Consider the following 23,960-nt stretch of genomic DNA (forward strand, 5'->3'; position numbering starts at 1 on the left):
TCTCCGAGCCTAACCCTTCGCGAACTGCCGGTAGTCAGGCTCGCGATGAAACCAGAATTCGTAGCCGGTGATGGCCCTCTGCATCGCGACATCGTGGATCGGCTGATTCACCGGGACGATGGGAACATCGCGCATGCAGAGCGCGATGAAATCCTTCACGGCCTTTTCGTACTCGGCAGCATCCGTGGTGTACCGCGCCTTGTCGATCAGCGCGTCCATTTCCTTGTTCTGGTACGAGGAGATGTTGAAGATCGAGTTGTTGCCGTGGAAATTCCAGTAGAAGTAGTATTCGGGATAATCGAGCCAGCCGCTGAAACGATTCAGCGCGAGCGGCAGCTCCTTCTTGTTCAGCGTAGTGCGCCAGTTCGCGCCGGGAATCTTGTCGATCGCCGCCTTGATTCCGATCTTGGCGAGGCTCTCTTGGATCAGGATCGCGGTCGGCTCGCCGACCGTGGCCGTGCCGGTATCGAGTGACAGCGTCGTCTCCAGCCCTGACTCGAAGCCAGCCTCCTTCATCAGGGCCTTGGCCTTGTCGAGATCGGTGGCGTAAGGAAACGCCTGCGGCCAGACCGGCTTTGAGACGTCTGCTGCTCCGCCATACATGGGAACGGCGCGTCCGAAGAACGCGCTGTTCTGGATCTGCTCATAGGGCATCGCCCAGGCGACGGCTTGGCGCAGCTTCACATTGTCGAACGGCGGCTTTGCCGTGTTGAGCGCCACCGACCAGAGCGCGTTCGGGATCGGCACGCCGGAGACCTTGACCTTGCCCTCCCGAATGATCTGCTCGAAGTCACGCGGCGCGAAGCCGCTGGAGATATCCGCATCGCCCCGTTCCAGCATGGCGCGGCGAGTGCCGGCGGAAGGGACGTCGCGCGCGATCACCCGCTTGAGCTTCGGGAGAGGTCCGCTCTTCCAATCGTCGAAGCGCGCCAGCACGGTCTCGCTGCCCGGCTTCCAGCTTTCGATCGTGTAAGCGCCGCCGCCGGCCTCGTTGTTCCTGAGCCACGCCAGCGCCCACGGGTCTTCCGCCGTCGCGTTCTTTTTTGCGAGCTCCGAGTTGATGATGAAAGGCACGACCACCGCGACGTTGAACAGCAGCATCTTGTCCTTGCGCACATAGTCGATGCGGAAAGTGTGGTCGTCGACCACGATGAACTGCTCGGACTTTTCCAGCGATCCCGCCGACATCTGGAAGGTCGGAAAACCGCCGACCTTCACCGCGCGATCGAACGACCATTTGACGTCTTTCGCCGTGACCGGCGTATCGTCGTGGAATTTCGCGTCCCTTCGCAGCTTGAAAATGCAGGACATGCCGTCGGCCGCAACCTCCCAGCTCTCGGCGAGTTCAGGTGCGAGCTTCTCGCGGTCATAAGACAGCGTACCGTCGGAGAGCGTCTTGGAGGCATAGCTCAGCAGGCGATCGTAGCAATTCCAGGACAGCCCGTTCACGGTCTGGTTGGAGCCGACGCCCTGCATGTCGAGCGAGTTTGGCCCGAGCTCCTGCACCACCAGCAGCGTCTCTGCGCGCCCTTGCGCCGAGGCAAAGCGCGGAGCGAGGGCGGTCATTCCGGCAAGGCCGAGGCCGCCGAGCACGCTGCGGCGGTTTAGGTCGAATGATGATGCGCTCATGGGTGCCTCACTCTTGAGAGATTCGCACCATAAAGAGGCAAGGCGCATGCCATCGGCCGCGCTTCACGGCGTCGCATGCTGCGCGGCCATCAATTCTACGGCGTCACCGCTCCGCGGGGCACGGCGCGTGGGGCGGTCAGCTCCTTCCACGTCGAATTGGCGACATGCACGGGCGAGAACGCCGGGCGCTCGACATAACGGCCGTCGCCGGCCTCGGCGCGCAGATCGCCGTCTTTCCAGACGATTCGGCCGCGCGACAGCGTCGCCGCCGGTCCGCCGGTGCAGGAAAACCCCTCGAACACGTTGTAATCGATCCGGCTCATCTGCCGCTTCGCGCTGATGGTCTTGCTCGCCTTGGGATCCCAAACCACGATATCTGCATCCGAGCCGACGGCGACCGCGCCCTTGCGCGGATAGATGTTGAGGATGCGGGCGATATTCGCCGAGGTGACTGCGACGAATTCTTCCTTCGTCAACCGTCCCGTGGCGACGCCCGCGGTCCACAGCAGGGCGAGGCGATCTTCGAGGCCGCCGGTGCCGTTCGGGATCTTTCTGAAATCGCCGAGCCCGAACCGCTTCTGCTCGGTGGTGAAGGCGCAGTGGTCGGTCGCGACCACCTGCAGCGAGCCGGCTTGCAGACCGGCCCAAAGACTATCCTGATGCGACCTGTCGCGGAACGGCGGCGACATCACGCGCTGCGCGGCATGATCCCAGTCCTTGTTCTGATATTCACCGGCGTCCAGCAACAAGTGCTGGATCAACGGCTCGCCATAGACGCGCTTGCCCGCCGCACGTGCGCGCGCGATCGCCTCATGCGCTTCGCGGCAGCTCGTGTGCACGATGTAGACCGGCGTCCCCGTCATGTCGGCGATCATGATGGCGCGGTTGGTGGCTTCACCCTCCACCTCCGGCGGCCGTGAATAAGCGTGTCCCTCGGGCCCGGTGATGCCGCGCGCGATCAGCGCCTCCTGCATCAGGGCGACGACGTCGCCGTTCTCCGCATGCACGACCGGCATGGCGCCGAGATGGGCGCAGCGGGCGAACGAGTTGTAGAGCTCGTCGTCGTTCACCATCAGCGCGCCTTTGTAGGCCATGAAGTGCTTGAAGGTGTTGATGCCGTAGGTTTTGACCACGGTCTCCATCTCGTCATGGATCTGCTTCGACCACGACGTTACCGCCATGTGGAAGCCGTAGTCGGAAGCGGCCTTCTCGGATTTGTGCCGCCACTCCTGATAGGCCGCGAGCATCGACTGGCCGGGATCGGGCAGACAGAAATCCACCACCATGGTGGTGCCGCCGGCCAGCGCCGCCTTGGTTCCCGATTCGAAATCGTCCGCGGTGACCGTGCCCATGAACGGCATTTCGAGATGGGTGTGCGGATCGATGCCGCCCGGGATGACGTAGGCGCCGCCGGCATCGATGACCTCGCTGCCGGTGGGCGCATCGAGCGATTGCCCGACCGCGACGATGGTCTCGCCGTCGATCAGCACGTCCGCGCGGCGCGAATGATCATGATTGACGACGGTGCCGCCGCGGATGAGGAGGGGCATTGGATGCTCCGGAGAGGAAAGTGGACCTCGCGAAGCTAAGCGCGCGGCACACGACGCGACAGGTGAAATTTTAGTCAGGCACGCCGACAGTTGAGCCGTGCTCTCTCGGCCCCTACGCCGCCCGCGCGATCAGCCCGTCAATCATCGCGCGCACCAGGCCCGCGATTTCCTTCCGGAGCGCCGGCAGCGGCACCGCGACCAGTTTCTGCTCCAGTCCCAGCGCCACCATGCCATGCACCGCCGAGAACAGGCTGCGCGCGGTGATGCCGAGCTCCTCCCGACTGCGTTTTGGAAATAGCGCGGCCAGCGGCTGGTAGACGTGGCGAAACAGCTGCAGCTGGTCGTCGATGGACCAGTCGGGGAGGGGCTTGTCGGCTGCCATGCGGTGCTCGAACAGAGCGCGCCACAGTTCGAGATTCTCCGCGGCGAAATCGCAATAGGCGAGAGCAATGCGGACCAGGGTCTCCTGCGGCGACGGCTCGCGCGCGCTTTCCGCCGCGCTCAGGGCCCGGTCGAGCCGAAGCAAAGTGCGCGAGCCCACGCGTAGGATCAGTTCATCGACATCGGCGACGAGATTGTAGACCGCGCCGTTGGCGCAGCCGATCTCGCGGGCGAGATCGCGGGTCTTTAAACCCGCCAATCCCCTGTCGGCGATCATTCGTTCCGCCGCCAGGATCAAATCGGATCGAAGTTTCTCTCGGCGTTCCAATGGCTTAGTCATCCGCAAACCAAATTCTTGAGCGTCGCTCAAATATTCCTTGAACGATGTTCAAGTTTCTTGCTACAAACCATCCGTGAGCAACGCTCATAACAGGGAGCTTCAGATGTTCAAGACCGTAGTGACACTTTTCCGCGGCAGCGTGGCCGCCGCCAGCGAGGAGCTGGAAGACCGGACGGCCCTTCTGATCCTCGATCAACAGATGCGCGACGCGGCCGCGGCCGTCGAGCGCGGCAAACGGACCCTTGCGCTGGCGATTGCGCAGGACCAGCAGGAAGCTCGCAAGCTCGAGGCGACCGTCGCCCGCATCGCTGATCTCGAGATGCGCGCGGTCGCGGCGCTCGACGGGGACCGCGAGGATCTCGCCAACGATGCTGCCGAAGCCATCGCGGGCCTGGAGGCCGATCGCGATGCGGCGCTGACGGCCCGCGCACTGTTCGCAACCGAAATCGCGCGGCTGAAGCGGCACGTCGCAAGCGCGCAGGCCCGCATCACCGAGCTCGACCGCGGCCGCCGCGTCGCCCGTGCCTCGGAAGCGGTGCGCTCGCTTCGCCGCAGCGGCATCGAGGCGGCACGCCCCTACGAATCCACGCTGCCGGAGGCGGAGAGCACTTTGAGGCGTCTTCGTGAGCGGCAGATGGAAGCCCAGGCCGCCGACGACGCGCTGGTCGAGCTCGATGCGGCCACCGGTCCGCTCGCCACCGCCGAAAAACTCGCCGAGCAGGGTTTTGGCCCCAGGCTCAAGACGACCGCGGACGACGTGCTGGCACGGTTGAAGTCCAAGCGCACGCCGACGGTCTGATCCCAAACCCATCATCATTCGAACCAACAGGAGACCATCATGAACCAGAATGGCCAGCCCCACAGCGGCGCCTGGGTGACTTTCACTTACGTGTCCTTCGCAGCCTCCGCCTTCCTCATCGCCATCGGCATCTTCTTCCTGCCGATCGACCTCTGGATGAAGGGTTATCTCACCATGGGCATCGTCATGTTGATCCAGACTTGCATCACCCTGACCAAGACGGTCCGGGACAACCATGAAAGTAGCCGGATGGTGAACCGCATCGAGGATGCCAGGGCGGAACGTTTACTGATGGAAGTCTCCAAGGCGGCTTGAGAGGCATGACAATACGCGAGGAAGCAGCGGAGTAATTCGCTCCGCTGCCTCGGCGCCGACCCGCATTCCGCCAAACTTCGTATTGCGCCTGCGAAATGCAACCGAGCCATGACGGATCGCGCGGGCGTGCGCTCTTGCGCACCGGCAGCGGCCGGAGCACTCTGCACGAGCGGCACACAAAGAATGCCGCCAAAAAGATGTGCTTACAAGATCTCGGCGAGGAACTTCATGGCGGTGACGCGGATCGACTGCGACATCCACCCGGCGGTTGGTGGCACGCGCACGACGCTGCTGCCCTATCTCAGCGATCACTGGAAAGAGCAGGTCGTGAGCCGCGCCATCGACGGGCTCGATCTCACCTCCTATCCGCCCAGCATGCCGCTGGCGGGCCGCGCCGACTGGCGTCCGGCGAACGGCGCAAAGCCTGGTTCCGATCTTGCGATGGTACAGAAGGGCGCATTCGAGCAGTTGGGTGCCAGCCACGCGATTCTCAACGTGCTCTACGGCGCTCAGGCCGTGTTCGATCCCTACATGGCGGCCGACTTCTGCAGGGCGATCAACGACTGGATCGCGACTGAGTGGCTGTCGCGCGATGCGCGCTTGCGTGCCTCGATCGTGGTGCCGATGCAGGATCCGGATCTGGCGGTCGAGGAGATCGAGCGCCGCGCCGGCGATCACCGCTTCGTCTCGATCCTCGTGCTGGCGCAGGGCGAGACGCTGCTGGGACGCCGGCATTTCTGGCCGGTCTATCGGCTCGCGGAAAAGTACAAGCTGCCGCTCGCGATCCACGCCGGCACGCAATATCGGCAGGCGCCGAGCTCGGCCGGATGGCCGTCGCACCGCTACGAATATTACTTCGTCGAGGCGCAGGCATTTCAGGCGCAGATCCTGAGCCTGATCTATGAGGGCGTGTTCGGCAAGTTTCCGGACCTCAAGGTCGTGCTGATGGAATCCGGCGTGAGCTGGCTCCCGGCTTTCATGTGGCGCGCCAACAAGACCTGGCGCGGCGTGCGCGTCGAGGTGCCCTGGGTCGAGCGCGAGCCGGCAGCGATCATCCGCGACAGTTTTCGTGTCACAATGCAGCCGTTCGACGCGCCGGGCGACGCCAAAAGCGTCGAGGAGATCATCGACCAGATCGGCTCGGACAAGATGTTCCTGTTCGCGTCCGACTATCCGCACTGGCAGTTCGACGGCGACGATCCGATCCCGCCGGACCTGCCGAACAGCATCATCTCGAAGATGTGCGTCGACAACCCGCTGGAGACGTTTCCGCGGCTGTCGCTCGCCAACTAGACCGGAGTTTCGCATGAGTGACGTCATCGACCGCCCACTACGAGAAGACGAAAAGCCTGCCGCTTCGCGGCTGCGCATCGTCGATTGCGACGTTCATCCGAGCCTGCATTCGTTCGACGATCTCAACGAGTTTCTGCCAAAGCGCTGGCAGCAGCATCTGAAGGAATATGGCAGCCATTTGCGCACGCCCTATCTGTTCACCACGCCCTATCCGCGCTCTTCGCCGCTGATCGCGCGGCGCGATGCCTGGCCGCCGACCGGCGGGCCGCCCGGTTCGGATCTCGCCTTCATGCAGAAGCAGCATCTCGATCCGCTCGATGTCGAGTTCGGGATTTTGCAGGTGCTCGATCTCTTCATCTTCTCGCAGCAGAACCTCGAATTCGGCGCCGCGATCCAGCGTGCCATCAACGACTGGCAACTGGCGTTCTGGTCGCATCGCGACCCGCGCCTGAAGGCTTCGATCCTGGTCGGGCAGGACGGCGTCGATCTCGCCATTGCCGAGATCGAACGCTGCGCGAAAATCGGCGAATACGTCCAGATCAACGTCTCGCCGCGCGCCAACGAGCCGTTGGGCCGCCGCCGCTACTGGCCGATCTACGAGCGTGCCCAAGAACTGGACCTGCCGCTCGGCATCCATGTCGGCGGCTATGGCGGGCATGCGCCGACCGGTGGCGGCTGGCCGTCCTATTATGTCGAGGAGCACCAGTCCAACGCGCACACCATTGCGGCGCAGCTTGCCAGCCTCGTGATCGAGGGTGTGCCGGAGCGTTTTCCGAAATTGAAGTTTGTCTTTATCGAGGGCGGCTTCGGCTGGATCCCGTCCGCGGTGTGGCGAATGGACCAGCATTTTGAGCGGTTTCGCAGCGAGGTGCCGCATCTCAAGCGCAAGCCGTCGGAATATGTCCGCGAGCATTTCTGGTTCACGACGCAACCGATCGACGAACCTGACGAAGCCCGGCACCTGCGCTCGTTGATCGAATGGGTCGGCATCGACCGTCTCCTGTTCTCGTCGGACTATCCGCACTGGGATTTCGACGATCCGCGCTTTGCGTTCAAGACGCCACTGACGGAGGCCGAGCGAAGGAAGATCTTCAGCACCAATGCCCGCGCGGTCTACAAGTTCTGAGAAGGTCTGCACGGATGGCCCGTCACATCGTCGCGTCCACCTCGGAGATCCCACCCGGTGGCAACAAGGTCGTCGATGTCGCCGGCCGCGACATTGTCGTGTTCCACGTCAATGGCGAGTTCTTCGCTTTGCTGAACCGCTGCCCGCACGAAGGCGCGCCGCTGGAGAAAGCGGCCTGTGTCGCGCGACTGACCTCGCCCGAGCCCGGCATCTATCAGCGCTCGCGCGTCGGCGAGATGCTGCGCTGTCCCTGGCATGGCTGGGAGTTCGACATGCGCAACGGCCAATCCTGGTTCGACCCGAAGCGCGTCAAGATTAGGTCATATCCGGTCGCGGTGGAGCGAGGCGAGGAACTCCAGAAAGGCCCGTATGTTGCCGAGACCTTTCCGGTGCATGTCGAGGACAGCTACGTGATTGTCGAGGTCTGAGCAGCCGTTTCGGATTGTGATTTCGCCGCAGGTGGGATAAGCCTCGCCCGCATTTATGGCGGAGACGAGCTTTGTCGAAACAATCACTGCGTGAGGAGGCCGAGCGCCTGATCCGCGAATCGATGGAAAAGAAAACCGTCGTCGTCAAGCAGGGCGATACTCGCATCGAGGCCGTCTGTGGTAAATGCGGCGCCCCGAACCGTGTGCAGGCGCCAAAGGGCCAGACCCGCATCAAGTTCGCCTGCAAGAATTGCGGGCATCAGCAAGAGACGCTGTAGGTTTCTTCGCCCTCTCCCTCTGTGGGAGAGGGTGGCTCGCCGCATAGCGGCGAGACGGGCGAGGGGTTTCTCTCTGCGAGAGACACTGCTCCTGAATTTGCGGATGCAACCCCTCATCCGGCGCTTCGCGCCACCTTCTCCCACAAGGGGAGAAGGAAAAACGCCTAATCCCCCTTCACGAATTTCGCGAATGCATCCGCATGGTCCGGGTGCCAGCGTGACAACGGCGGGCGGTTCTCCACGATGTCGCCGGCGGCCCACAGCATGCGCTTTTCATCGAGCGCGCGCGGGACGTCGTTGTCCGGGCACAGAATGTAGAAATCCCCGGCCTCCAGCCGCGCCAACATGAAATTCACGGTCTGCTCGGCCGTCCAGGCGCCGGCCGGCTTCTCTGTGCGGCCCTTCGCGGTAAGGCCCGTAAAGACGAAGCCGGGAATCAGCAGATGCGCGGTGATGCGGCAACCCGCAGTGTTGCGCAGGTCGTGCTGGAGCGCTTCCGTAAAAGCTTTCACGCCTGCCTTGGAGACGTTGTAGGCGGGATCGCCGGGCGGGGTGGTGATGCCCTGCTTCGACCCGGTGTTGATGATGAGCCCCGCCCTGCCGCGCGCGATCATGTTGGGCGCGAAGATGCGCGAGCCGTTGATGATGCCCCACATGTTGACGCCGATGATGCGCTGCCAGTTGTCGGGTTCGCCGAACAGCGTGCTGCCGGGCTGGATGCCCGCATTGTTCATGAGGATGTCGGTGCCGCCGAAGCGCTCGTGGACGGCGCGCTCCAGTTCCATCACGCTCTCGGCCTTGCTGACGTCAATCGCGAAGGTCATCACATGTGCGGCGGACGTGAGGGATGAGAGTCTTGTCGCGGCGTCCGCCAGCCGCGCCTGATCCACATCGGCGATACACACCTTCACGCCGTTTCGCGCGAAGGCTGCGGCGGCGGCGAATCCGATGCCGGACGCGCCACCGGTGATCACGGCAACATTGTCTTTGATGATCGCGGGATGTGGCATGGATCGGTCTCCGGGGAGGGGCTCGGTCGTGCTATAACATGGCACTCGCGCGACCCCGCACAAGTCGGCATGGGAGGTGTTCGTTCCGCGCCGACTCTACGCCTCTACTTTACGCCTGTCCGGCATCGCAGTAGTCTATCGACCAACGATCCCACCCAGATCGAACCAATCAATCATTGACAGGGAGTTCAGCCATGGCTGTGTCGCAGGCTATTCCGATCACGCGCCATCCATTCGCCAACGGATCCTACAAGCAGATGCTGATCGACGGGAAGTGGGTCGATGCTGCCTCAGGCAAGCGCTTCGAGACCCACAACCCCGCGACCGGCGAACTGCTCGCAACAGTGGCCGAGGGCGACAAGGAAGATATCGATCGCGCAGTTGCTGCCGCTCGCCGCGCCTTCGAAGGGCCCTGGAGCAAGGTCAAGCCGTTCGAGCGGCAGAATCTGCTCCTGAAGCTTGCCGACCTCGTCGAGAAGAATTTCGACGAATTGTCGCAGCTCGACACGCTCGACATGGGCGCGCCGCTCAGCCGTACCCGTGCCTATCGCCTGCGCGCCGTCGGCATGCTGCGCTATTATGCCGGCCAGTCCACCGCGATCCATGGCGAGACCATCGAGAACTCGCTGCCCGGCGAAATCTTCTCCTACACGCTGAAGGAGCCGATCGGCGTCGTCGGCGCCATCATTCCCTGGAACGGTCCCTTGACTGCGACGATCTGGAAGATCGGTCCGGCGATCGCGACCGGCTGCACCGTCGTGCTCAAACCGGCCGAAGAAGCGCCGCTGACCTCGCTGCGCATCGCCGAGCTCGCGATGGAAGCGGGCGTTCCGCCCGGCGTCATCAACGTCGTGCCTGGCTATGGCGAGACTGCGGGCGCGGCGCTTGCCGCACACCACGACGTCGACAAGGTTGCCTTCACCGGCTCGCATGTCACGGGCCAGTCGATCATCCGCGCCTCGGCCGGCAACCTCAAGCGCGTCTCGCTCGAGCTCGGCGGCAAGTCGCCGGACATCGTGTTCGCGGATGCCGATCTCGATGCGGCCGTGCCGGGCGCTGCGATGGCGGTGTTCGCCAATTCGGGACAGATCTGCAGCGCCGGCACCCGGCTTTTCGTCGAGCAGTCGATCTATGAGGAGTTCGTCGGCCGCGTGGCCGAGTTCGGCAAGAAACTGCAGGTCGGCAACGGCCTCGATCCCAACACCCAGATCGGACCGCTGGTGTCCGAGCAACAGCTCGAGCGCGTCACCAGCTATCTCGACATCGGCCAAAAGGAAGGCGCGCGGGCGCTTGCCGGCGGTGGCCGCGTCACCGAAGGCGCGCTTGCAAAAGGCTTCTTCGTCTCGCCGACAGTGTTCGCGGGCGTCCAGGACAATATGCGCATCGCGCAGGAGGAGATCTTTGGTCCCGTCATTTCGGCGATCGCGTTCAAGGACATGGACGAGCTGGTCAAGCGCGCCAACGCCACCACGTTCGGTCTCGGCTCGGGCCTGTGGACGCGGGACGTCAGCAAGGCGCATGCGGTCGCGAAGAGGCTCCGTGCCGGTTCGGTGTGGGTGAACTGCTACCAGGCGATGGACCCGGCCGTGCCCTTCGGCGGCTACAAGATGAGCGGCTACGGCCGCGAATCCGGCAAGCAGCACGTCGAGGAATATCTCAACGTGAAGGCGGTGTGGATCAAGACGGCGTAACACTGGTCTTTCCCGCGTTCCGCGGGAGGGAATATCTGCTTTTGCAGGGGCGGCGCCTTCTCTCGGTAGCCGCCCCTCGCTAAATGATGCGCATCCTTCCTTCGCCATTCGAGGCCAGCATGAAATTCGAGGCGTTGTTTCAACCGTTGCAGGTCGGTCCGTACACGCTCGCGCATCGCGTCGCGATGGCGCCGTTGACGCGCATGAGGGCCGAGCGCGAGAGCTTTTCGCCGCGGCCGCTCAACGCCGAATATTACGGCCAGCGCGCCACCCAAGGCGGCCTGCTCATCGCCGAGGCCTCGCCCGTGCTCTCGCACGGCCGCGGTAATCCAGCGACGCCCGGCATCTATTCGGAGACGCAGATCGCGGGCTGGCGCAAGGTGGTCGACGCCGTGCACGCCAAGGGCGGCATCATCTTTCTCCAGCTCTGGCACGTCGGCCGCGTCTCGCATTCCTCCTTCCACGGCGGGGAGCTGCCGGTCTCGGCCTCCGCGATCCCGATCAAGGCCGAAGGCATGAAGGCGATGACTGCCGACGGCAAGATCTCCAACTATGAGACGCCGCGCGCGCTGGACACGGATGAAGTCAAGGGCATCGTCGAAGCCTTCAGGCAGGGTGCGAAGAACGCGCTGGCCGCCGGCTTCGACGGGGTCGAGATCCACGGCGCCAACGGCTATCTGCTCGAGCAATTCCTGCAATCACGCAGCAACCAGCGCACCGATCAATATGGCGGTTCGATCGAGAACCGCGCGCGGCTTCTGCTCGAAGTGACCGAGGCCGCGATCGACGTCTGGGGCGCGGGCCGCGTCGGCGTGCGGCTGTCGCCCCACGGCATCGCCAATGATTCCGGCGAGCCCGATCCGATGCCGCTCTACACGCACGTGGTCAACGCGCTCGACAAGCTCGGTCTTGCCTATCTGCATTTCATCGAACCGCGCTCCAGCGGCTCGGGGCGCGCCGAAGTCAACTGGCAGAACGTGCCGTCGGCGATGCTGCTGTTCCGCCCGCTCTACAGCGGCGTGCTGATGACCGCCGGCGGATTTACCGGCGAGACCGCGAACGCCGCCATTGCGGAGGGGCATGCTGACATCATCGCCTTCGGCCGCATCTTCATCTCCAACCCCGATCTGCCGCTCCGCCTGCAGCACGATTACCCTCTCACGCCGTATAACCGTGCGACGTTTTACGGTGGCGAGGAGAAGGGTTATACGGATTATCCCGCGTACGACGAACTGACGCCGGTCTGACACTGCTGTAGCCCGGATGAGCAAAGCGATATCCGGGGTTCACTCAAGCTCTGGTCTCCCCGGATGTCGCTTCGCTCATCCGGGCTACAGAGTTATTGTGTTGCCCCGACTGACACCACGACTCCGCCATTGCGAGCGCAGCGAAGCAATCCAGACTGCCTCGGCGGAAAGACTCTGAATTGCTTCGCTGCGCTCGCAATGACGAGAGGAGAGACAATGGCCAAAGCCGCAGCCGCCGCAGGTATAGCCACCGGCCAGTGCCTCTGCGGCAGGGTTACCTTCGAGATCGACGTTCCCGCACGCTGGGCCTGGCACGATCACTCCGCCGCCAGCCGTCGCGCCCACGGCGCCGCCTATGCAACCTATGTCGGAAGCTGGAAGAAGCGGTTTCGCATCACCGCAGGTAAGACGGCGCTGACGCGCTACGAGGACAAGGCAACGAAGACCGCGCGCAGCTTCTGCGCGCATTGCGGCACGCCGATCGCATATGAGCGCCCGCGCGGGCCGCATATGGTCAACATCCCCCGTGCGCTGTTTAGGGAACGCACCGGCCGCCAGCCGCTCTATCACGTCGCGATCGAAGAGCTGCAGGAATGGACCTATACCGGCGAGCCGCTGGTGCCGCTGAAAGGCTTTCCCGGTGTGGTCTGGCAGCGCTCGAAAAAAAAGAAGCGGGCGAGCGGCGAGGATCCGTTCGAGTTGGGGCGCGAGGAGATGTAGCGCTGTCCCACGCAACGCAGCCATGACCGCGCTTCCTTGCGCGCCTCCCGCGATTTCGGCCATCATGCTTTTTGCCTTGCGGCAACGTCCGCCTCTGGAGGAAACATGAAGAACAAGATCACCGGCCGCTCCGCCTTTCTCGCGTTGCTCAAGGACGAGGGCATCACGCATCTGTTCGGCAATCCCGGCACCACCGAGCTGCCGATCATGCATGCGCTGAAGGATCACCCTGACCTCGCCTATGTGATGGCGATGCAGGAGAGCCTGGTGGTGGCGATCGCGGATGGCTATAGCCGCGCCTCCGGAAAGCTGGTCGCCTGCAACGTCCATGTCGCGCCCGGCCTCGGCAACGCGATGGGCTCGCTCTACAACGCCCAGTTCACGGGCACGCCGATGATCCTGACCGCGGGCCAGCAGGAGCAGGGCCACGGACTGATGGAGCCGGTGCTGTATGGGCCGCTGGTGCGCATGGCCGAGCCGCTGGTGAAATGGGCGGTCGAGGTGACGCGGCTCGAGGATCTGCCGCGCATCGTGCGCCGCGCCGCAAAAGTCGCAACCACCCCGCCGACCGGGCCGGTGTTCATTTCATTGCCCGGCGATATCCTCAACAGCGAGGCAGGGATCGATCTCGGTCGCTCCACCCGCATTGACGCTCGCACAAGGCCATCGGATGAGGCACTGAAGGCGTTCGCCGCCCGACTGCTCAGGGCCGAGCGTCCCGTGATCGTCACCATGGACGAAGTGGTCAAGAGCGATGCGCTGATGGAGGCCGCCGAACTCGCAGAACTACTCGGCGCGGCTGCCTACCAATCCTCGACGCCCTATGGCTCGCACTTCCTCTCGGAGAGCCCGAGCTTCGTCGGCACGCTGGCACGTGTCCAGAAAGTCGCGCGCGACACGCTTGCGCCCTTCGACCTCTTGATCGCGCTCGGCGGCGATCCCTTGCGGATGTCGGTCTACAGCGAGGTCGACGCGCTGCCGGAGGGCCTTGGCATCGTGCAGATCGGCCTCGGCGATTGGGAGATCGCCAAGAACTACGGGGCTGAGATCGCGCTGAAGGCGGATTTGAAGGAAACGCTGCGCGCGCTGATCCCGGTGTTGAAGGAGATGGGCGGCGCTGCCCTGGCGAGCCGCGCGAAGCAACGGCTGACCGAACTCGCGCCGAGGAACTGGACCGCGCGGCGCACCGCGCTGGTCGAGCAGATCGGCAAGGCCGCGGACCGCAGCCCCATCGATCCGGACTGGCTGGTGCTGCAAATGGTCGAGGCCATGCCCGCTAATGCCATCCTCGTGGACGAAGGCCTCACCTCGAGCCGCCAGATCACGGCCTTGCGTGCGCACCGCGATCGCTTCGGCTATCACGGCCTTGCCTCCGGCGGCATCGGCTGGGGCCTGCCGGCCTCCGTCGGCGCCAGCATCGCCAATCCCGATCGCCCGGTGGTCTGCTTCTCCGGCGACGGCAGCGCGATGTATTCGATCCAGTCGCTGTGGACAGCGGCGCATCACAAGCTGCCGCTCAATGTGGTCATTGCCAACAATGGCGGCTACCGCATCATCAAGCAGCGCCTGCTCGCCTTCCACGGCGACGACAATTACGTCGGCATGGATTTTGTCGATCCGCCGGTGGATTTCGCGGGCGTGGCTAAGGCGCTGGGATGTGAGGCAATCAAAGTCAGCGATCCCCGAGAGTTGAAGGCGACGCTGGCGTCGGCGTTTGGCCGGCCGGGGACGAAACTGATCGAGGTGATGGTGGACGGGAAGCTGTAGGGCAGCGTCACCTGCGGCATTGGTGCCGCCACATTATCAGTCGTGATCACCCGCGAAGTGTTTAGACCGGAGACATAGCTGACGCCTGTTCGGACACATCACTGACAGTTTGGCTGCGCGTCAAGTCGATTGATCCGACCTGCCAACTGGCAAAGAAGATTCCGTAGCGGCCGTCGCGGTCGAGCGGCCTCACGGCCAGCTGCTCGCCGCAGAAGGCTTGAGGGACTTTCCACATTTGCCCTTTGAAGGCGATGTAGCTCCGCGTCGAGGAGACGGTGCGAACGATCTCCCCGGCGTCGTATTGGATCTTCGGCACACGATCCGGCATGGCGCGTAAACTGGGCCGGTAGCGATCGGCGGGAATGCCCATGCCCAAGCTCTCGTGGGGCCGCTCCAGATTGTAGACCGTTCGCCAGCTATCGAGGGCACGCTGGACTTCCGCCAAAGTGCGGAACGTGCGCAGAGCGAACACTTCTGCTTTCAAGCTGCGATGGAAGCGTTCGTTCTTGCCTCGGCCCTGAGGATGACGTGGCCTGGCATGGACCACCCTGACGCCGAGCTTGAGCAGCCATACCTTCAGCGCAGTCCAGCGAACGCCCGAGGTGTCGCCCCAGGGAGAACCGTTGTCGAGGTAGAAGGCCTCCGGCAGCCCATAGCGTCGGAAGGTGTCGGTCAGATGCCTCTGCACATCAGGTCGCTGCTCGTTGGCGCACGCCTTCAAACACAGCGCATAGCGGGAGTGGTCATCGACCATGGTTAGCGGATGGCAACGCCTTCCGTCGGCAAGCGGCATGTGGCCCTTGAAGTCCATCTGCCAGAGTTGATTGGGCGCGTCCCTCTCGAACCGGTGGCCTGAAGGGCTCGGCGCGGCTTTCTCGCTCGGCTTGATCCGTTCGTTCCGGCACAGGATCCGATGCACTGTGGAGGGCACCGGTACGGTCTGGCCGCCGCGCTTCAGGCAATGGGCAATCTTGCGCGCTCCCCAAGCCGGATGCTTGTCACGCACAGCCAGAACCCGCGCCTCGACCTCAGGCACGCTCCGCTTGGGCATGCTCTTGGGCCGGCGCAACTGATCCGCCAGTTCATGATCTCCAGCCTGCCAACGCCGCAGCCATTTGTAGCCCACATCAGGACTGATCCCGAACCGCCGGCACAACTCCCGCCGGTTCGCCCCTTCCTGCAACGCAAGCCGCACAAACTCCCGTCGCTGATCCATCACCGACACCTCGTTCCAGGGCATGGAAGGCCTCCCGAATCGACCATTCCAGCCCAGTTTGAAGTGTCAGCTATGTCTCCGAACACCTGTCAGTGATCTGTCCGGTCTAAACAGAAGGCGGGTGATCCAGTATTCCAGAGGCGGCGGTGATTGAGTCGAGACGTTGCGGCGTACTGGATGCCCCGGTCAAGCCGGGGCATGACAGCGTACCTAGCGGCGCTACCCCTTTCTCCCCACTCTGAACCCTGCCGCCGGATGCGGCGCACCTAGCCGCGCCCGCCCCTCGCCGAACAGCTTCTCGCGTAGCGTGCCCTGCGCGTACTCCGCCTTGTACCGCCCGCGTCGCGTCAGCTCCGGCACCAGCATGTCGGCGATGTCCTCGAAATCGCCGGGCGAGATCGCGAAGGCGACGTTGAGGCCGTCGACATCGGTCGCCTCGAACCACGCCTCGATCTTGTCCGCGACCATTTCCGGCGTGCCGACCACGACGGGACCTGCGCCGCCGACGCCGACATGCTCGATGACGTCGCGCACGGTCCAGACGCGATCGGGATCGGCGCGGGTGACGTTATCGAGTGCGCTGCGGCCGGCATCGTTCTGAACATGGCGCACCTGCTGATCGAGCTCGTAGCCGGAGAAGTCGATTCCGGTCCATCCCGACATCAGCGCCAGCGCGCCTTCCGGGCTGATGTGGCGGCGATAGTCGGCATATTTTTCGTTCGCTTCGGCTTCCGTCCGCCCGAGGATGATCGTCATCATCGAGAACATCAGGATTTCCGCCGGATTGCGGCCGAACGCGGCGGCCTCCTGACGGATCGCCGATACGCGCGGCGCGATCACCTTGGCTGACGGCCCCGACATGAACACGCATTCGGCGTGCCGTGCCGCGAACTGCCGTCCGCGCGGCGAGGTGCCGGCCTGATACAGCACGGGCGTCCGCTGCGGCGACGGTTCGCTCAGGTGGATGGTGTTGTTGATGCGGTAGTTCGCGCCCTCGTGGTTGACGCGACGGACCTTTGTGGGATCGGTGAAGATGCCGCGCGTGCGGTCGCGCAGCACGGCGTCGTCCTCCCAACTCCCTTCCCAGAGCTTGTAGACGACCTCCATATATTCGTCCGCGATCTCGTAGCGGTCGTCGTGCCCGATCTGCTTGTCCTTGCCGGCGCCGCGCGCGGCGCTGTCGAGATAGCCGGTGACGACGTTCCAGCCGATACGCCCCTCGGTGAGATGATCGAGCGTCGACATCCGCCGCGCGAACGGATAGGGCGGCTCGAAGGAGAGATTGCTGGTGACGCCGAAGCCGAGATTCTGCGTCACGGCGGCCATTGCCGACAGCAGCAGCAGCGGATCGTTCGAGGGCGACTGGGCTGCGTTGCGCAAGGCTGCGTCAGGACTGTTGCCGTAGACGTCATAGACGCCGAGCACGTCGGCCAGGAACAGTCCGTCGAAACGGCCGCGCTCCAGCGTTCTGGCAAGATCGATCCAATAGGGCAGGCGGTTATATTCGGCAGTGCGGTCGCGCGGATGGGTCCACAAGCCCGGTGATTGGTGCGCGACGCAATTCATCGCAAATGCATTGAGCCTGATCTGCTTGGCCATGATGGTCCCCCGGCGCCCTGTACCGGGCGCTCTTCGAATGATAGAGCTGCGCCCGAACTTGGCGAAGTTCTTGCATATAGCGCGACGTTGGCAAGGCCAAAATCAGCGGCGCTGCCGCGCTTGGCAAGCCAATCTCAAGAGAGCAAGAACGAAATCCCAAGACTATCGAAGTCCCCGCCACTTTCGGAGGCCTGCCCGTATCGGGTATGCTCCTTCGCCTCGCAACCTAAAAAAGAAAATAATGACCAGAGCCGATGCCATCGCCCGCGCCCGTGACGATTTTCAATCGGGCGCGTTCCTCGCCGAACTCGACCGCCGCGTCGCCTACCAGACCGAGAGCCAGAATCCGAACCGGAGCGTCGAGCTGCGCGCCTATCTGGAACAGGAGATGGTGCCCGCTTTTGCCGCGCTCGATTTCGAAAGCCGGATGATCGAATCTCCCAGCGGCAAGGCGCCGTTCCTGTTCGCCGAACATCACGAAAGTGAGGCGGCGCCGACCGTGCTGATCTACGGCCATGGCGACGTCGTCGACGGGATGGAAGGCGAGTGGCGCGACGGCCGCGATCCCTGGCGCACCACGGTTTCGGGCACGCGTCTCTACGGTCGCGGCACCGCCGACAACAAGGGCCAGCACAGCATCAACATGGCGGCACTCCGCGCGGTGCGCGAGGCCCGCGGCGGCAAGCTCGGCTTCAACGCCAAGTTCATCCTCGAGATGGGCGAGGAGATCGGCTCGCCGGATCTCGGCAAGGTCTGCGATCTCAATCGCGATGCACTCAAGGCCGATCTGTTCGTGGCCTCCGACGGGCCGCGCCTGTCCGCCGACCGTCCGACCCTATTCCTCGGCTGCCGTGGCGGCATCCGCATTCATCTCGATGTGAACGTTCGCGACGGCGGTCATCACTCCGGCAATTGGGGCGGTGTGCTCGCCAACCCCGCGACCATTCTGGTCAACGCGATCTCGACGCTGGTCGACGGCCACGGTCGCCTTCAGCTGGACGCGCTGAAGCCGCCGCGCCTCACCAACCAGATCCGAAGCTATCTTGCGGACGTGCAGGTGGTGCCGACCGAGGACGAGCCGGCGTTGGCCGAGAACTGGGGCGAGGAGGGTCTTTCGGCGGCCGAGCGGCTCTATGCCTGGAACACGCTCGAAGTGCTGGCGATGTCGTCGGGAAACATCGAGAAGCCGGCCAACGCCATTCCCGGCCACGCCAATGCCGTGCTGCAACTGCGCTTCGTGGTCGGCACCAAGGTCGACGGCCTGATCGAAGCCGTCCGTGCGCATCTGGTCGAAAGGGGTTTTCCGATGGTCGAAGTGCGGGCCGCACAGAGCTTCGCGGCATCGCGCACCGATTTCGACAGCCCCTGGATCGCATGGGCGGCGAATTCGGTGAAGGAGACCACCGGCAAAGTGCCGGCGGTGCTGCCGAATTTCGGCGGCTCGCTGCCCAATGACGTGTTTTCCGAGATATTGGGCCTGCCGACGATCTGGGTGCCGCACTCCTATCCCGGCTGCTCCCAGCATGCGCCCAATGAGCACATCCTGCTGCCATTGACCGAAGAGGCCTTGACGGTGATGGCCGGCCTGTTCTGGGATCTCGGGGAATTGCCAAGCCCGCTAACAAGCCCGCTAACGCGCCCGCCCGCCGGCCTGAGCCGTTAACCGGAGCCGCGATCCAGCCAAAAGTCACATTCTATTCCAACCCAATTTGTGCTTGCATCCCGCCGGCATCATCCTGAAAGGGGACCAAAACGTGAAACATTTCCGTAGCATCGGCCTCGCGCTCGCCGCGACCTTCGCCGTCGGCCAGGCCGGGGCCGAGGAGCTGACCGGCACGCTCAAGAACATCAAGGACACCGGCGCCATTACGCTCGGCTTCCGCGACTCCTCGATCCCGTTCTCTTATCTCGACGACAACCAGAAGCCCATCGGCTACGCGATGGACATCTGCTACAAGATCGTCGACGCCGTGAAGAAGGAGCTCAAGCTCGACAAGCTCGAGGTCAAGCTCAATCCGGTGACCTCGGCGACCCGGATCCCGCTGATGGCGAACGGCACCATCGATCTCGAATGCGGCTCGACCACCAACAATGCCGAGCGCCAGAAGCAGGTTGCCTTCACCAACACCCATTATTTGACGGCCAGCCGCTACGTCTTCAAGAAGTCGAGTGGCCTGAAGGCGATTGACGACCTCAAGGGAAAATCGGTGGTTTCCACTGCCGGCACCACCAACATCAAACAGCTCACCGAGGCCAATGTTGCAAAAAGCCTCGGCGCAAACATCATTCCGGCCAAGGACCACGCCGAGGCCTTCCTGATGGTCGAGACCGACCGTGCGGTCGCCTTCGTGATGGATGATATCCTGCTCGCGAGCCTCGTTGCCGGCTCGAAGTCGCCCGATGACTACGTCATCTCCAAGGACGCGTTCTCCAAGCCTGAGCCCTACGGCATCATGCTGCGCAAGGACGACGCGGCCTTCAAGAAGGTCGTCGACGCGGCGACCGCTGCGCTCTACACCTCCGGCGAGGGCCAGAAGATCTACGACAAGTGGTTCACGCAGAAGATCCCGCCGAAGGGCCTCAATCTCAACACGCCGATCTCGGCCGAGCTGAAGAACGAGTTTGCCAAGCCGACGGACTCGCCAAACCCGGACGATTATAAGTAAGCTATAACCTCGATCTTTCGATCGGGATCGTGTCCGGCCATCTTGACTCCAGGATGGCCGGACATTTGCATAGGCGCCAGGACATCGATGACTGGCGCGTTCGCGCGGGGGACACGTGAACTACAACTGGAACTGGGGAATCTTTTTCCAGCCGAACCCGATGGGGACCGGCACCTATCTCGACATGCTGTTGTCGGGCCTGGTGCTGACCCTCAAGACGGGTGCGCTCGCCTGGATCATCGCGCTGATCACCGGATCGATCGTCGGCGTGATGCGCACACTGCCGTCGAAGGGAGCGTACTGGTTCGGCTTTGCCTATGTTGAATTCTTCCGCAACATGCCGCTGCTGGTGCAGCTCTTCCTGTGGTTTTTCGTGCTGCCGGAAGTGTTGCCAAGGTCCGCGGGATTGTGGCTGAAACAACTGCCGAACGCGCCGTTCTGGACGGCCGCGATTGGCATCGGGTTCTTCATGTCGGCGCGCGTCGCCGTGCAGTTGCAGGCCGGCATCGGATCGCTGCCGCGCGGGCAGAAGATGGCGGCGACCGCACTCGGCCTGACGACCCTGCAGGCTTATCGCTACATCCTGCTGCCGATGGCTTTTCGCATCATCCTGCCGCCGCTGACGTCCGAGTTCCTCAACACCATCAAGAACACGGCTGTGGCCATCACCATTGGTTTGCTCGAACTGACCGGCCAGGCGCGCTCGATGCAGGAATTCTCGTTCCAGGTGTTCGAGGCCTTCACCGCTGCGACCATCCTCTATCTCCTCGTCAACGCCGTCGTCGTGACCGCGATGCGCTTCCTCGAGCGCTGGGTCGCGATCCCCGGCTACATCACGGGGAAGTAGCGCCATGTTCAGCAATTTTGATTTCGGGGTCATCATCCGCACGCTGCCCTATCTATTCTATGAGGGCATGACGTTCACGCTGATGCTGACCGGGCTTGCTGCACTCGGCGGCCTCGTCTTCGGCACAGCGATCGCGCTGATGCGGCTGTCCGGCTACAAGGTGCTGGGCCGCATCGCGGGCGTCTATGTCGACTTCATGCGCTCGCTGCCGCTGGTGCTGGTGATCTTCTGGTTCTACTTCCTGGTGCCCTATATCGGGCAATGGGTAACTGGCGCGTCGCGTCCGATCAGTGTCGGCGCGTTCGCGTCCTCGCTCATCACCTTCATCATGTTCGAGGCCGCGTACTTCTCCGAGATCATGCGTGCCGGCATCCAGTCGATCTCGCGCGGCCAGCCGGCCGCAGCCAACGCGCTCGGCCTGACCTACGCCCAGACCATGCGCTACGTCGTGCTGCCGCAGGCCTTCCGCAACATGCTGCCGGTCCTGATCACGCAGACCATCGTGCTGTTCCAGGACACCTCACTGGTCTATGTGCTGTCGATCACCGATTTCCTCGGTGCGGCAAGCAAGGTCGCGCAGCGCGACGGCCGTCTGGTCGAAATGTATCTATTCGCAGCGATCGTCTACTTCACCATCTCCTGTATCGCGTCCTTCGGCGTTCGCCGCCTGCAGGCGCGCATCGCCATCATTCGATAGAGTTTGCCATGATCGAGATCAGCCACGTCGACAAATGGTACAGCCCGGCCTTCCAGGTGCTGACCGACTGCACCACCAGCGTCGCCAAGGGCGAGGTGGTCGTGGTCTGCGGTCCGTCGGGATCAGGCAAGTCGACGCTGATCAAATGCGTCAACGCGCTGGAGCCGTTCCAGAAAGGCGACATCAGCGTCGATGGCACCAAGGTCAACGACCCCAGGACCAATCTGCCCAAGCTGCGCGCGCGGGTCGGCATGGTGTTCCAGCACTTCGAGCTGTTCCCGCATCTGAAGATCATCGACAATCTCTGCCTCGCGCAGCAGAAGGTGCTCGACCGGTCGCGCGACAAGGCGGTGGCGAAAGGCATGCAGCTGCTGGAGCGGGTCGGCCTGAAGGAACAGGCGCAAAAATTTCCCGCGAACCTGTCCGGCGGCCAGCAGCAGCGCGTGGCGATCGCCCGCGCGCTCGCGATGGATCCCATCGTCATGCTGTTCGACGAGCCGACCTCGGCGCTCGACCCCGAAATGGTGAGCGAGGTGCTCGACGTCATGGTAGACCTCGCCCATGAGGGCATGACCATGATGGTCGTGACGCACGAGATGGGCTTTGCCCGCAAGGTCGCCAACCGCGTGATCTTCATGGACCGCGGCGAGATCGTCGAGGACGCCCCGAAGGACGATTTCTTCGGCAAGCCCCGCAGCGACCGCGCGCAGAAGTTCTTGTCGAAGATTCTGTCGCATTGATCCCACTGTCATTCCGCGACGTGCCTCCTGGCGCTGGTCGGGAATGACGGGTTGAGGGTTTCGTGGCACCGACAAATCCCTTATACCAGCGGGTAATCCCTATTCCCGCCAGGAGACCTGCCTTGGATCCGATCGCCTATGTCAACGGCTCATTCGTCCCGCTTTCGGACGCCAAAATTTCGGTCCTCGATCGCGGCTTCCTGTTCGCCGACGGCATCTATGAGGTCTCGGCCGTGCTCGACGGCAAGTTGGTCGACAATGCCTCGCATCTGGCGCGGCTGGAGCGCTCGGTCGGCGAGATCAAGCTGAGGCTCCCGGAGACGGTCGAGCGCATCACCGAGATCCAGCAGGAGCTGATTGCACGCAACAAGGTCGAGAACGGCCTCGTCTATCTCCAGGTCACCCGCGGCGCCGACAAGGGCCGCGACTTCGCCTTCCCCAAGGGCGACGTCAAGTCGAGCCTGGTGATGTTCACGTCGGAGAAGGACATCATCAACGCCGCCTCGGCCAAGACCGGCATCAATGTGATCACCGTGCCCGACATCCGCTGGGAGCGGCGTGACATCAAGAGCGTAGCATTGCTGGCGCAAGTGCTGGCAAAGCAGGCCGCGGCCGAAGCCGGTGCGGGCGAAGCCTGGATGCTGGAAGACGGTTACGTCACCGAAGGCGGTTCGTCTTCAGCGTTCATCCTGACCCAGGACGACGTCATCGTGACCCGCAAGAACTCCAACGCGATCCTGCCGGGCTGCACCCGCAAGGCGGTGGTGGCGCTGGCGGAAGAGCGTCAGCTCCGCGTCGAAGAGCGTTCCTTCACGGTCGCCGAGGCGCTCGCCGCCAAGGAAGCCTTCGCCACCTCGGCGTCGCTGTTCGTCCAGCCGGTGGTTGCGATCGACGGCAAGAAGGTCGGCGACGGCAAGCCCGGCCCGATGGCCATGCGGCTGCGCGAGATCTACGTGGAGTTCGCGAAGGCGACGGCGGTTTAAGCTACCCACCGCCGTCATCGCCCGGCTTGACCGGGCGATCCAGTAGTCCGTGACGGAGTGCTGGACTCGAGAAGCCGCGGCGTACTGGATGCCCCGGTTAAGCCGGGGCGTGACAGGCGAATGTATTGAGGCAGTTTGGCCTCATGCGTCAGCACCTCACGCCACCGACGCCTTCACCTTCACCGGATGAACCGCACGGAACGCGATCGCTAGCCTGTTCCAGGCATTGATGGCGCCGATCAGCATGGTCAGGTTCACCGTCTCCGCATCGGAGAATTGCGCGCGGACCTGCTCGTAGACGTCATCAGGCACGTGCGTCTCGGCGATCAGCGTCACTGATTCCGTCCAGGCCAGCGCGGCGCGCTCGCGGTCGGTGTAGAGCGGCGATTCGCGCCAGGCGTTGAGCAGATAGATGCGCTGCTCGGTCTCGCCGCGCTTGCGGGCGTCCTCGGTGTGCATGTTGATGCAGAAGGCGCAGCCGTTGATCTGCGACGCGCGGATCTTGACGAGCTCGATCAGCGATTTCTCGAGGCCCGTCGACTGGATCTGCTCTTCCAGTGCCATCAGCGCCTTCATCGTGTCGGGTGCGGCCTGGTAGAAATTCATGCGGGGTTTCATGGTCGTTCTCCTTGCTTGCT

The 23,960-nt window shown here is 63.5% G+C and carries 23 protein-coding genes; 16 read left to right on the forward strand and 7 right to left on the reverse strand.

Annotated elements, in window-relative coordinates; genetic code table 11:
- Nucleotides 1–9: 9 nt before the first annotated feature.
- The 3 genes from RX329_RS05295 to RX329_RS05305 form a co-directional block, all read right to left on the reverse strand.
- Nucleotides 10–1,629 carry an ABC transporter substrate-binding protein gene (locus RX329_RS05295; protein WP_085361232.1) on the reverse strand — a complete coding sequence of 540 codons (1,620 nt, stop codon included), beginning with the start codon at nt 1,627–1,629 and terminating at the stop codon, nt 10–12.
- Between the two features lie 95 nt (nt 1,630–1,724).
- A complete protein-coding gene (hydA, locus tag RX329_RS05300) occupies nt 1,725–3,179 on the reverse strand; it encodes a dihydropyrimidinase (protein WP_085361233.1) in 1,455 nt (484 codons plus the stop codon).
- 112 nt (nt 3,180–3,291) lie between these two features.
- Nucleotides 3,292–3,900 carry a TetR/AcrR family transcriptional regulator gene (locus RX329_RS05305; protein ID WP_026232519.1) on the reverse strand — a complete coding sequence of 203 codons (609 nt, stop codon included), beginning with the start codon at nt 3,898–3,900 and terminating at the stop codon, nt 3,292–3,294.
- A 103-nt stretch (nt 3,901–4,003) separates the two neighbouring features.
- Here RX329_RS05305 and RX329_RS05310 point away from each other — a divergent pair, with 103 nt between their 5' ends.
- The 6 genes from RX329_RS05310 (at nt 4,004) to RX329_RS05335 (ending at nt 8,139) form a co-directional block, all read left to right on the forward strand.
- Nucleotides 4,004–4,699 carry a PspA/IM30 family protein gene (locus tag RX329_RS05310; RefSeq protein ID WP_018453369.1) on the forward strand — a complete coding sequence of 232 codons (696 nt, stop codon included), beginning with the start codon at nt 4,004–4,006 and terminating at the stop codon, nt 4,697–4,699.
- A gap of 39 nt (nt 4,700–4,738) precedes the next feature.
- Nucleotides 4,739–5,014 carry a YiaA/YiaB family inner membrane protein gene (locus RX329_RS05315; protein WP_085361234.1) on the forward strand — a complete coding sequence of 92 codons (276 nt, stop codon included), beginning with the start codon at nt 4,739–4,741 and terminating at the stop codon, nt 5,012–5,014.
- A 228-nt stretch (nt 5,015–5,242) separates the two neighbouring features.
- Nucleotides 5,243–6,307, forward strand: a complete 1,065-nt coding sequence (locus tag RX329_RS05320) for an amidohydrolase family protein (protein WP_018453370.1) — start codon at nt 5,243–5,245, stop codon at nt 6,305–6,307.
- Nucleotides 6,308–6,320: 13 nt separating this feature from the next.
- Nucleotides 6,321–7,433 carry an amidohydrolase family protein gene (locus RX329_RS05325; protein ID WP_085385450.1) on the forward strand — a complete coding sequence of 371 codons (1,113 nt, stop codon included), beginning with the start codon at nt 6,321–6,323 and terminating at the stop codon, nt 7,431–7,433.
- A 14-nt stretch (nt 7,434–7,447) separates the two neighbouring features.
- A complete protein-coding gene (locus RX329_RS05330) occupies nt 7,448–7,861 on the forward strand; it encodes a Rieske (2Fe-2S) protein (protein ID WP_027565497.1) in 414 nt (137 codons plus the stop codon).
- 71 nt (nt 7,862–7,932) lie between these two features.
- Nucleotides 7,933–8,139 (forward strand): hypothetical protein, encoded by a 207-nt coding sequence (locus RX329_RS05335; RefSeq protein WP_007615092.1) that lies wholly within the window; start codon nt 7,933–7,935, stop codon nt 8,137–8,139.
- A 164-nt stretch (nt 8,140–8,303) separates the two neighbouring features.
- Here RX329_RS05335 and RX329_RS05340 read toward each other — a convergent pair whose 3' ends face one another.
- Nucleotides 8,304–9,149 (reverse strand): SDR family NAD(P)-dependent oxidoreductase, encoded by an 846-nt coding sequence (locus tag RX329_RS05340; protein ID WP_085361235.1) that lies wholly within the window; start codon nt 9,147–9,149, stop codon nt 8,304–8,306.
- A 194-nt stretch (nt 9,150–9,343) separates the two neighbouring features.
- On the opposite strand from RX329_RS05340, the gene RX329_RS05345 reads away from it, so the two are divergent.
- From RX329_RS05345 to RX329_RS05360, 4 genes are all read left to right on the forward strand, one after another.
- A complete protein-coding gene (locus RX329_RS05345; protein WP_085361236.1) occupies nt 9,344–10,840 on the forward strand; it encodes an aldehyde dehydrogenase family protein in 1,497 nt (498 codons plus the stop codon).
- Between the two features lie 119 nt (nt 10,841–10,959).
- Nucleotides 10,960–12,087 carry an alkene reductase gene (locus RX329_RS05350; RefSeq protein ID WP_026232520.1) on the forward strand — a complete coding sequence of 376 codons (1,128 nt, stop codon included), beginning with the start codon at nt 10,960–10,962 and terminating at the stop codon, nt 12,085–12,087.
- Nucleotides 12,088–12,303: 216 nt separating this feature from the next.
- Complete coding sequence (locus RX329_RS05355) at nt 12,304–12,807, forward strand: GFA family protein (protein WP_085361237.1); 504 nt, start codon at nt 12,304–12,306, stop codon at nt 12,805–12,807.
- A 105-nt stretch (nt 12,808–12,912) separates the two neighbouring features.
- Nucleotides 12,913–14,574 carry a thiamine pyrophosphate-binding protein gene (locus RX329_RS05360; RefSeq protein WP_018453377.1) on the forward strand — a complete coding sequence of 554 codons (1,662 nt, stop codon included), beginning with the start codon at nt 12,913–12,915 and terminating at the stop codon, nt 14,572–14,574.
- Nucleotides 14,575–14,635: 61 nt separating this feature from the next.
- Here RX329_RS05360 and RX329_RS05365 read toward each other — a convergent pair whose 3' ends face one another.
- The gene (locus RX329_RS05365) at nt 14,636–15,814 is read right to left on the reverse strand and encodes an IS481 family transposase (protein WP_317244478.1); all 1,179 of its coding nucleotides are present in this window, start codon (nt 15,812–15,814) and stop codon (nt 14,636–14,638) included.
- Between the two features lie 195 nt (nt 15,815–16,009).
- Nucleotides 16,010–17,389: an LLM class flavin-dependent oxidoreductase gene (locus tag RX329_RS05370; RefSeq protein ID WP_085361238.1), complete on the reverse strand. Its 1,380-nt coding sequence runs from the start codon at nt 17,387–17,389 to the stop codon at nt 16,010–16,012.
- Between the two features lie 241 nt (nt 17,390–17,630).
- On the opposite strand from RX329_RS05370, the gene RX329_RS05375 reads away from it, so the two are divergent.
- The 6 genes from RX329_RS05375 (at nt 17,631) to RX329_RS05400 (ending at nt 23,322) form a co-directional block, all read left to right on the forward strand.
- Nucleotides 17,631–19,052, forward strand: coding sequence for a M20 family metallopeptidase (locus tag RX329_RS05375; protein WP_085350151.1), 1,422 nt, complete (start codon nt 17,631–17,633; stop codon nt 19,050–19,052).
- Nucleotides 19,053–19,143: 91 nt separating this feature from the next.
- Nucleotides 19,144–20,055, forward strand: coding sequence for an amino acid ABC transporter substrate-binding protein (locus RX329_RS05380; protein WP_026232521.1), 912 nt, complete (start codon nt 19,144–19,146; stop codon nt 20,053–20,055).
- Between the two features lie 115 nt (nt 20,056–20,170).
- On the forward strand, nt 20,171–20,902 hold the full coding sequence (locus RX329_RS05385; protein ID WP_026232522.1) for an amino acid ABC transporter permease: 732 nt from the start codon (nt 20,171–20,173) through the stop codon (nt 20,900–20,902).
- A 4-nt stretch (nt 20,903–20,906) separates the two neighbouring features.
- Complete coding sequence (locus RX329_RS05390; RefSeq protein ID WP_018453382.1) at nt 20,907–21,599, forward strand: amino acid ABC transporter permease; 693 nt, start codon at nt 20,907–20,909, stop codon at nt 21,597–21,599.
- A gap of 8 nt (nt 21,600–21,607) precedes the next feature.
- A complete protein-coding gene (locus RX329_RS05395; RefSeq protein ID WP_018453383.1) occupies nt 21,608–22,339 on the forward strand; it encodes an amino acid ABC transporter ATP-binding protein in 732 nt (243 codons plus the stop codon).
- 122 nt (nt 22,340–22,461) lie between these two features.
- The gene (locus RX329_RS05400; RefSeq protein ID WP_085350150.1) at nt 22,462–23,322 is read left to right on the forward strand and encodes a D-amino-acid transaminase; all 861 of its coding nucleotides are present in this window, start codon (nt 22,462–22,464) and stop codon (nt 23,320–23,322) included.
- A gap of 156 nt (nt 23,323–23,478) precedes the next feature.
- Here RX329_RS05400 and RX329_RS05405 read toward each other — a convergent pair whose 3' ends face one another.
- A complete protein-coding gene (locus RX329_RS05405) occupies nt 23,479–23,940 on the reverse strand; it encodes a carboxymuconolactone decarboxylase family protein (RefSeq protein ID WP_085350148.1) in 462 nt (153 codons plus the stop codon).
- Between the last annotated feature and the right edge of the window lie 20 nt (nt 23,941–23,960).

This window comes from Bradyrhizobium sp. BWC-3-1, assembly GCF_032917965.1.
Lineage (GTDB): Bacteria > Pseudomonadota > Alphaproteobacteria > Rhizobiales > Xanthobacteraceae > Bradyrhizobium > Bradyrhizobium canariense_D.

Coding starts and splice junctions, on each gene's coding strand:
- RX329_RS05295 (WP_085361232.1), bottom strand. CDS start 1,629: ATGAGCGCATCATCATTCGACCTAAACCGCCGCAGCGTGCTCGGCGGC.
- hydA (WP_085361233.1), bottom strand. CDS start 3,179: ATGCCCCTCCTCATCCGCGGCGGCACCGTCGTCAATCATGATCATTCG.
- RX329_RS05305 (WP_026232519.1), bottom strand. CDS start 3,900: ATGACTAAGCCATTGGAACGCCGAGAGAAACTTCGATCCGATTTGATC.
- RX329_RS05310 (WP_018453369.1), top strand. CDS start 4,004: ATGTTCAAGACCGTAGTGACACTTTTCCGCGGCAGCGTGGCCGCCGCC.
- RX329_RS05315 (WP_085361234.1), top strand. CDS start 4,739: ATGAACCAGAATGGCCAGCCCCACAGCGGCGCCTGGGTGACTTTCACT.
- RX329_RS05320 (WP_018453370.1), top strand. CDS start 5,243: ATGGCGGTGACGCGGATCGACTGCGACATCCACCCGGCGGTTGGTGGC.
- RX329_RS05325 (WP_085385450.1), top strand. CDS start 6,321: ATGAGTGACGTCATCGACCGCCCACTACGAGAAGACGAAAAGCCTGCC.
- RX329_RS05330 (WP_027565497.1), top strand. CDS start 7,448: ATGGCCCGTCACATCGTCGCGTCCACCTCGGAGATCCCACCCGGTGGC.
- RX329_RS05340 (WP_085361235.1), bottom strand. CDS start 9,149: ATGCCACATCCCGCGATCATCAAAGACAATGTTGCCGTGATCACCGGT.
- RX329_RS05345 (WP_085361236.1), top strand. CDS start 9,344: ATGGCTGTGTCGCAGGCTATTCCGATCACGCGCCATCCATTCGCCAAC.
- RX329_RS05350 (WP_026232520.1), top strand. CDS start 10,960: ATGAAATTCGAGGCGTTGTTTCAACCGTTGCAGGTCGGTCCGTACACG.
- RX329_RS05355 (WP_085361237.1), top strand. CDS start 12,304: ATGGCCAAAGCCGCAGCCGCCGCAGGTATAGCCACCGGCCAGTGCCTC.
- RX329_RS05360 (WP_018453377.1), top strand. CDS start 12,913: ATGAAGAACAAGATCACCGGCCGCTCCGCCTTTCTCGCGTTGCTCAAG.
- RX329_RS05365 (WP_317244478.1), bottom strand. CDS start 15,814: ATGCCCTGGAACGAGGTGTCGGTGATGGATCAGCGACGGGAGTTTGTG.
- RX329_RS05370 (WP_085361238.1), bottom strand. CDS start 17,389: ATGGCCAAGCAGATCAGGCTCAATGCATTTGCGATGAATTGCGTCGCG.
- RX329_RS05375 (WP_085350151.1), top strand. CDS start 17,631: ATGACCAGAGCCGATGCCATCGCCCGCGCCCGTGACGATTTTCAATCG.
- RX329_RS05390 (WP_018453382.1), top strand. CDS start 20,907: ATGTTCAGCAATTTTGATTTCGGGGTCATCATCCGCACGCTGCCCTAT.
- RX329_RS05395 (WP_018453383.1), top strand. CDS start 21,608: ATGATCGAGATCAGCCACGTCGACAAATGGTACAGCCCGGCCTTCCAG.
- RX329_RS05405 (WP_085350148.1), bottom strand. CDS start 23,940: ATGAAACCCCGCATGAATTTCTACCAGGCCGCACCCGACACGATGAAG.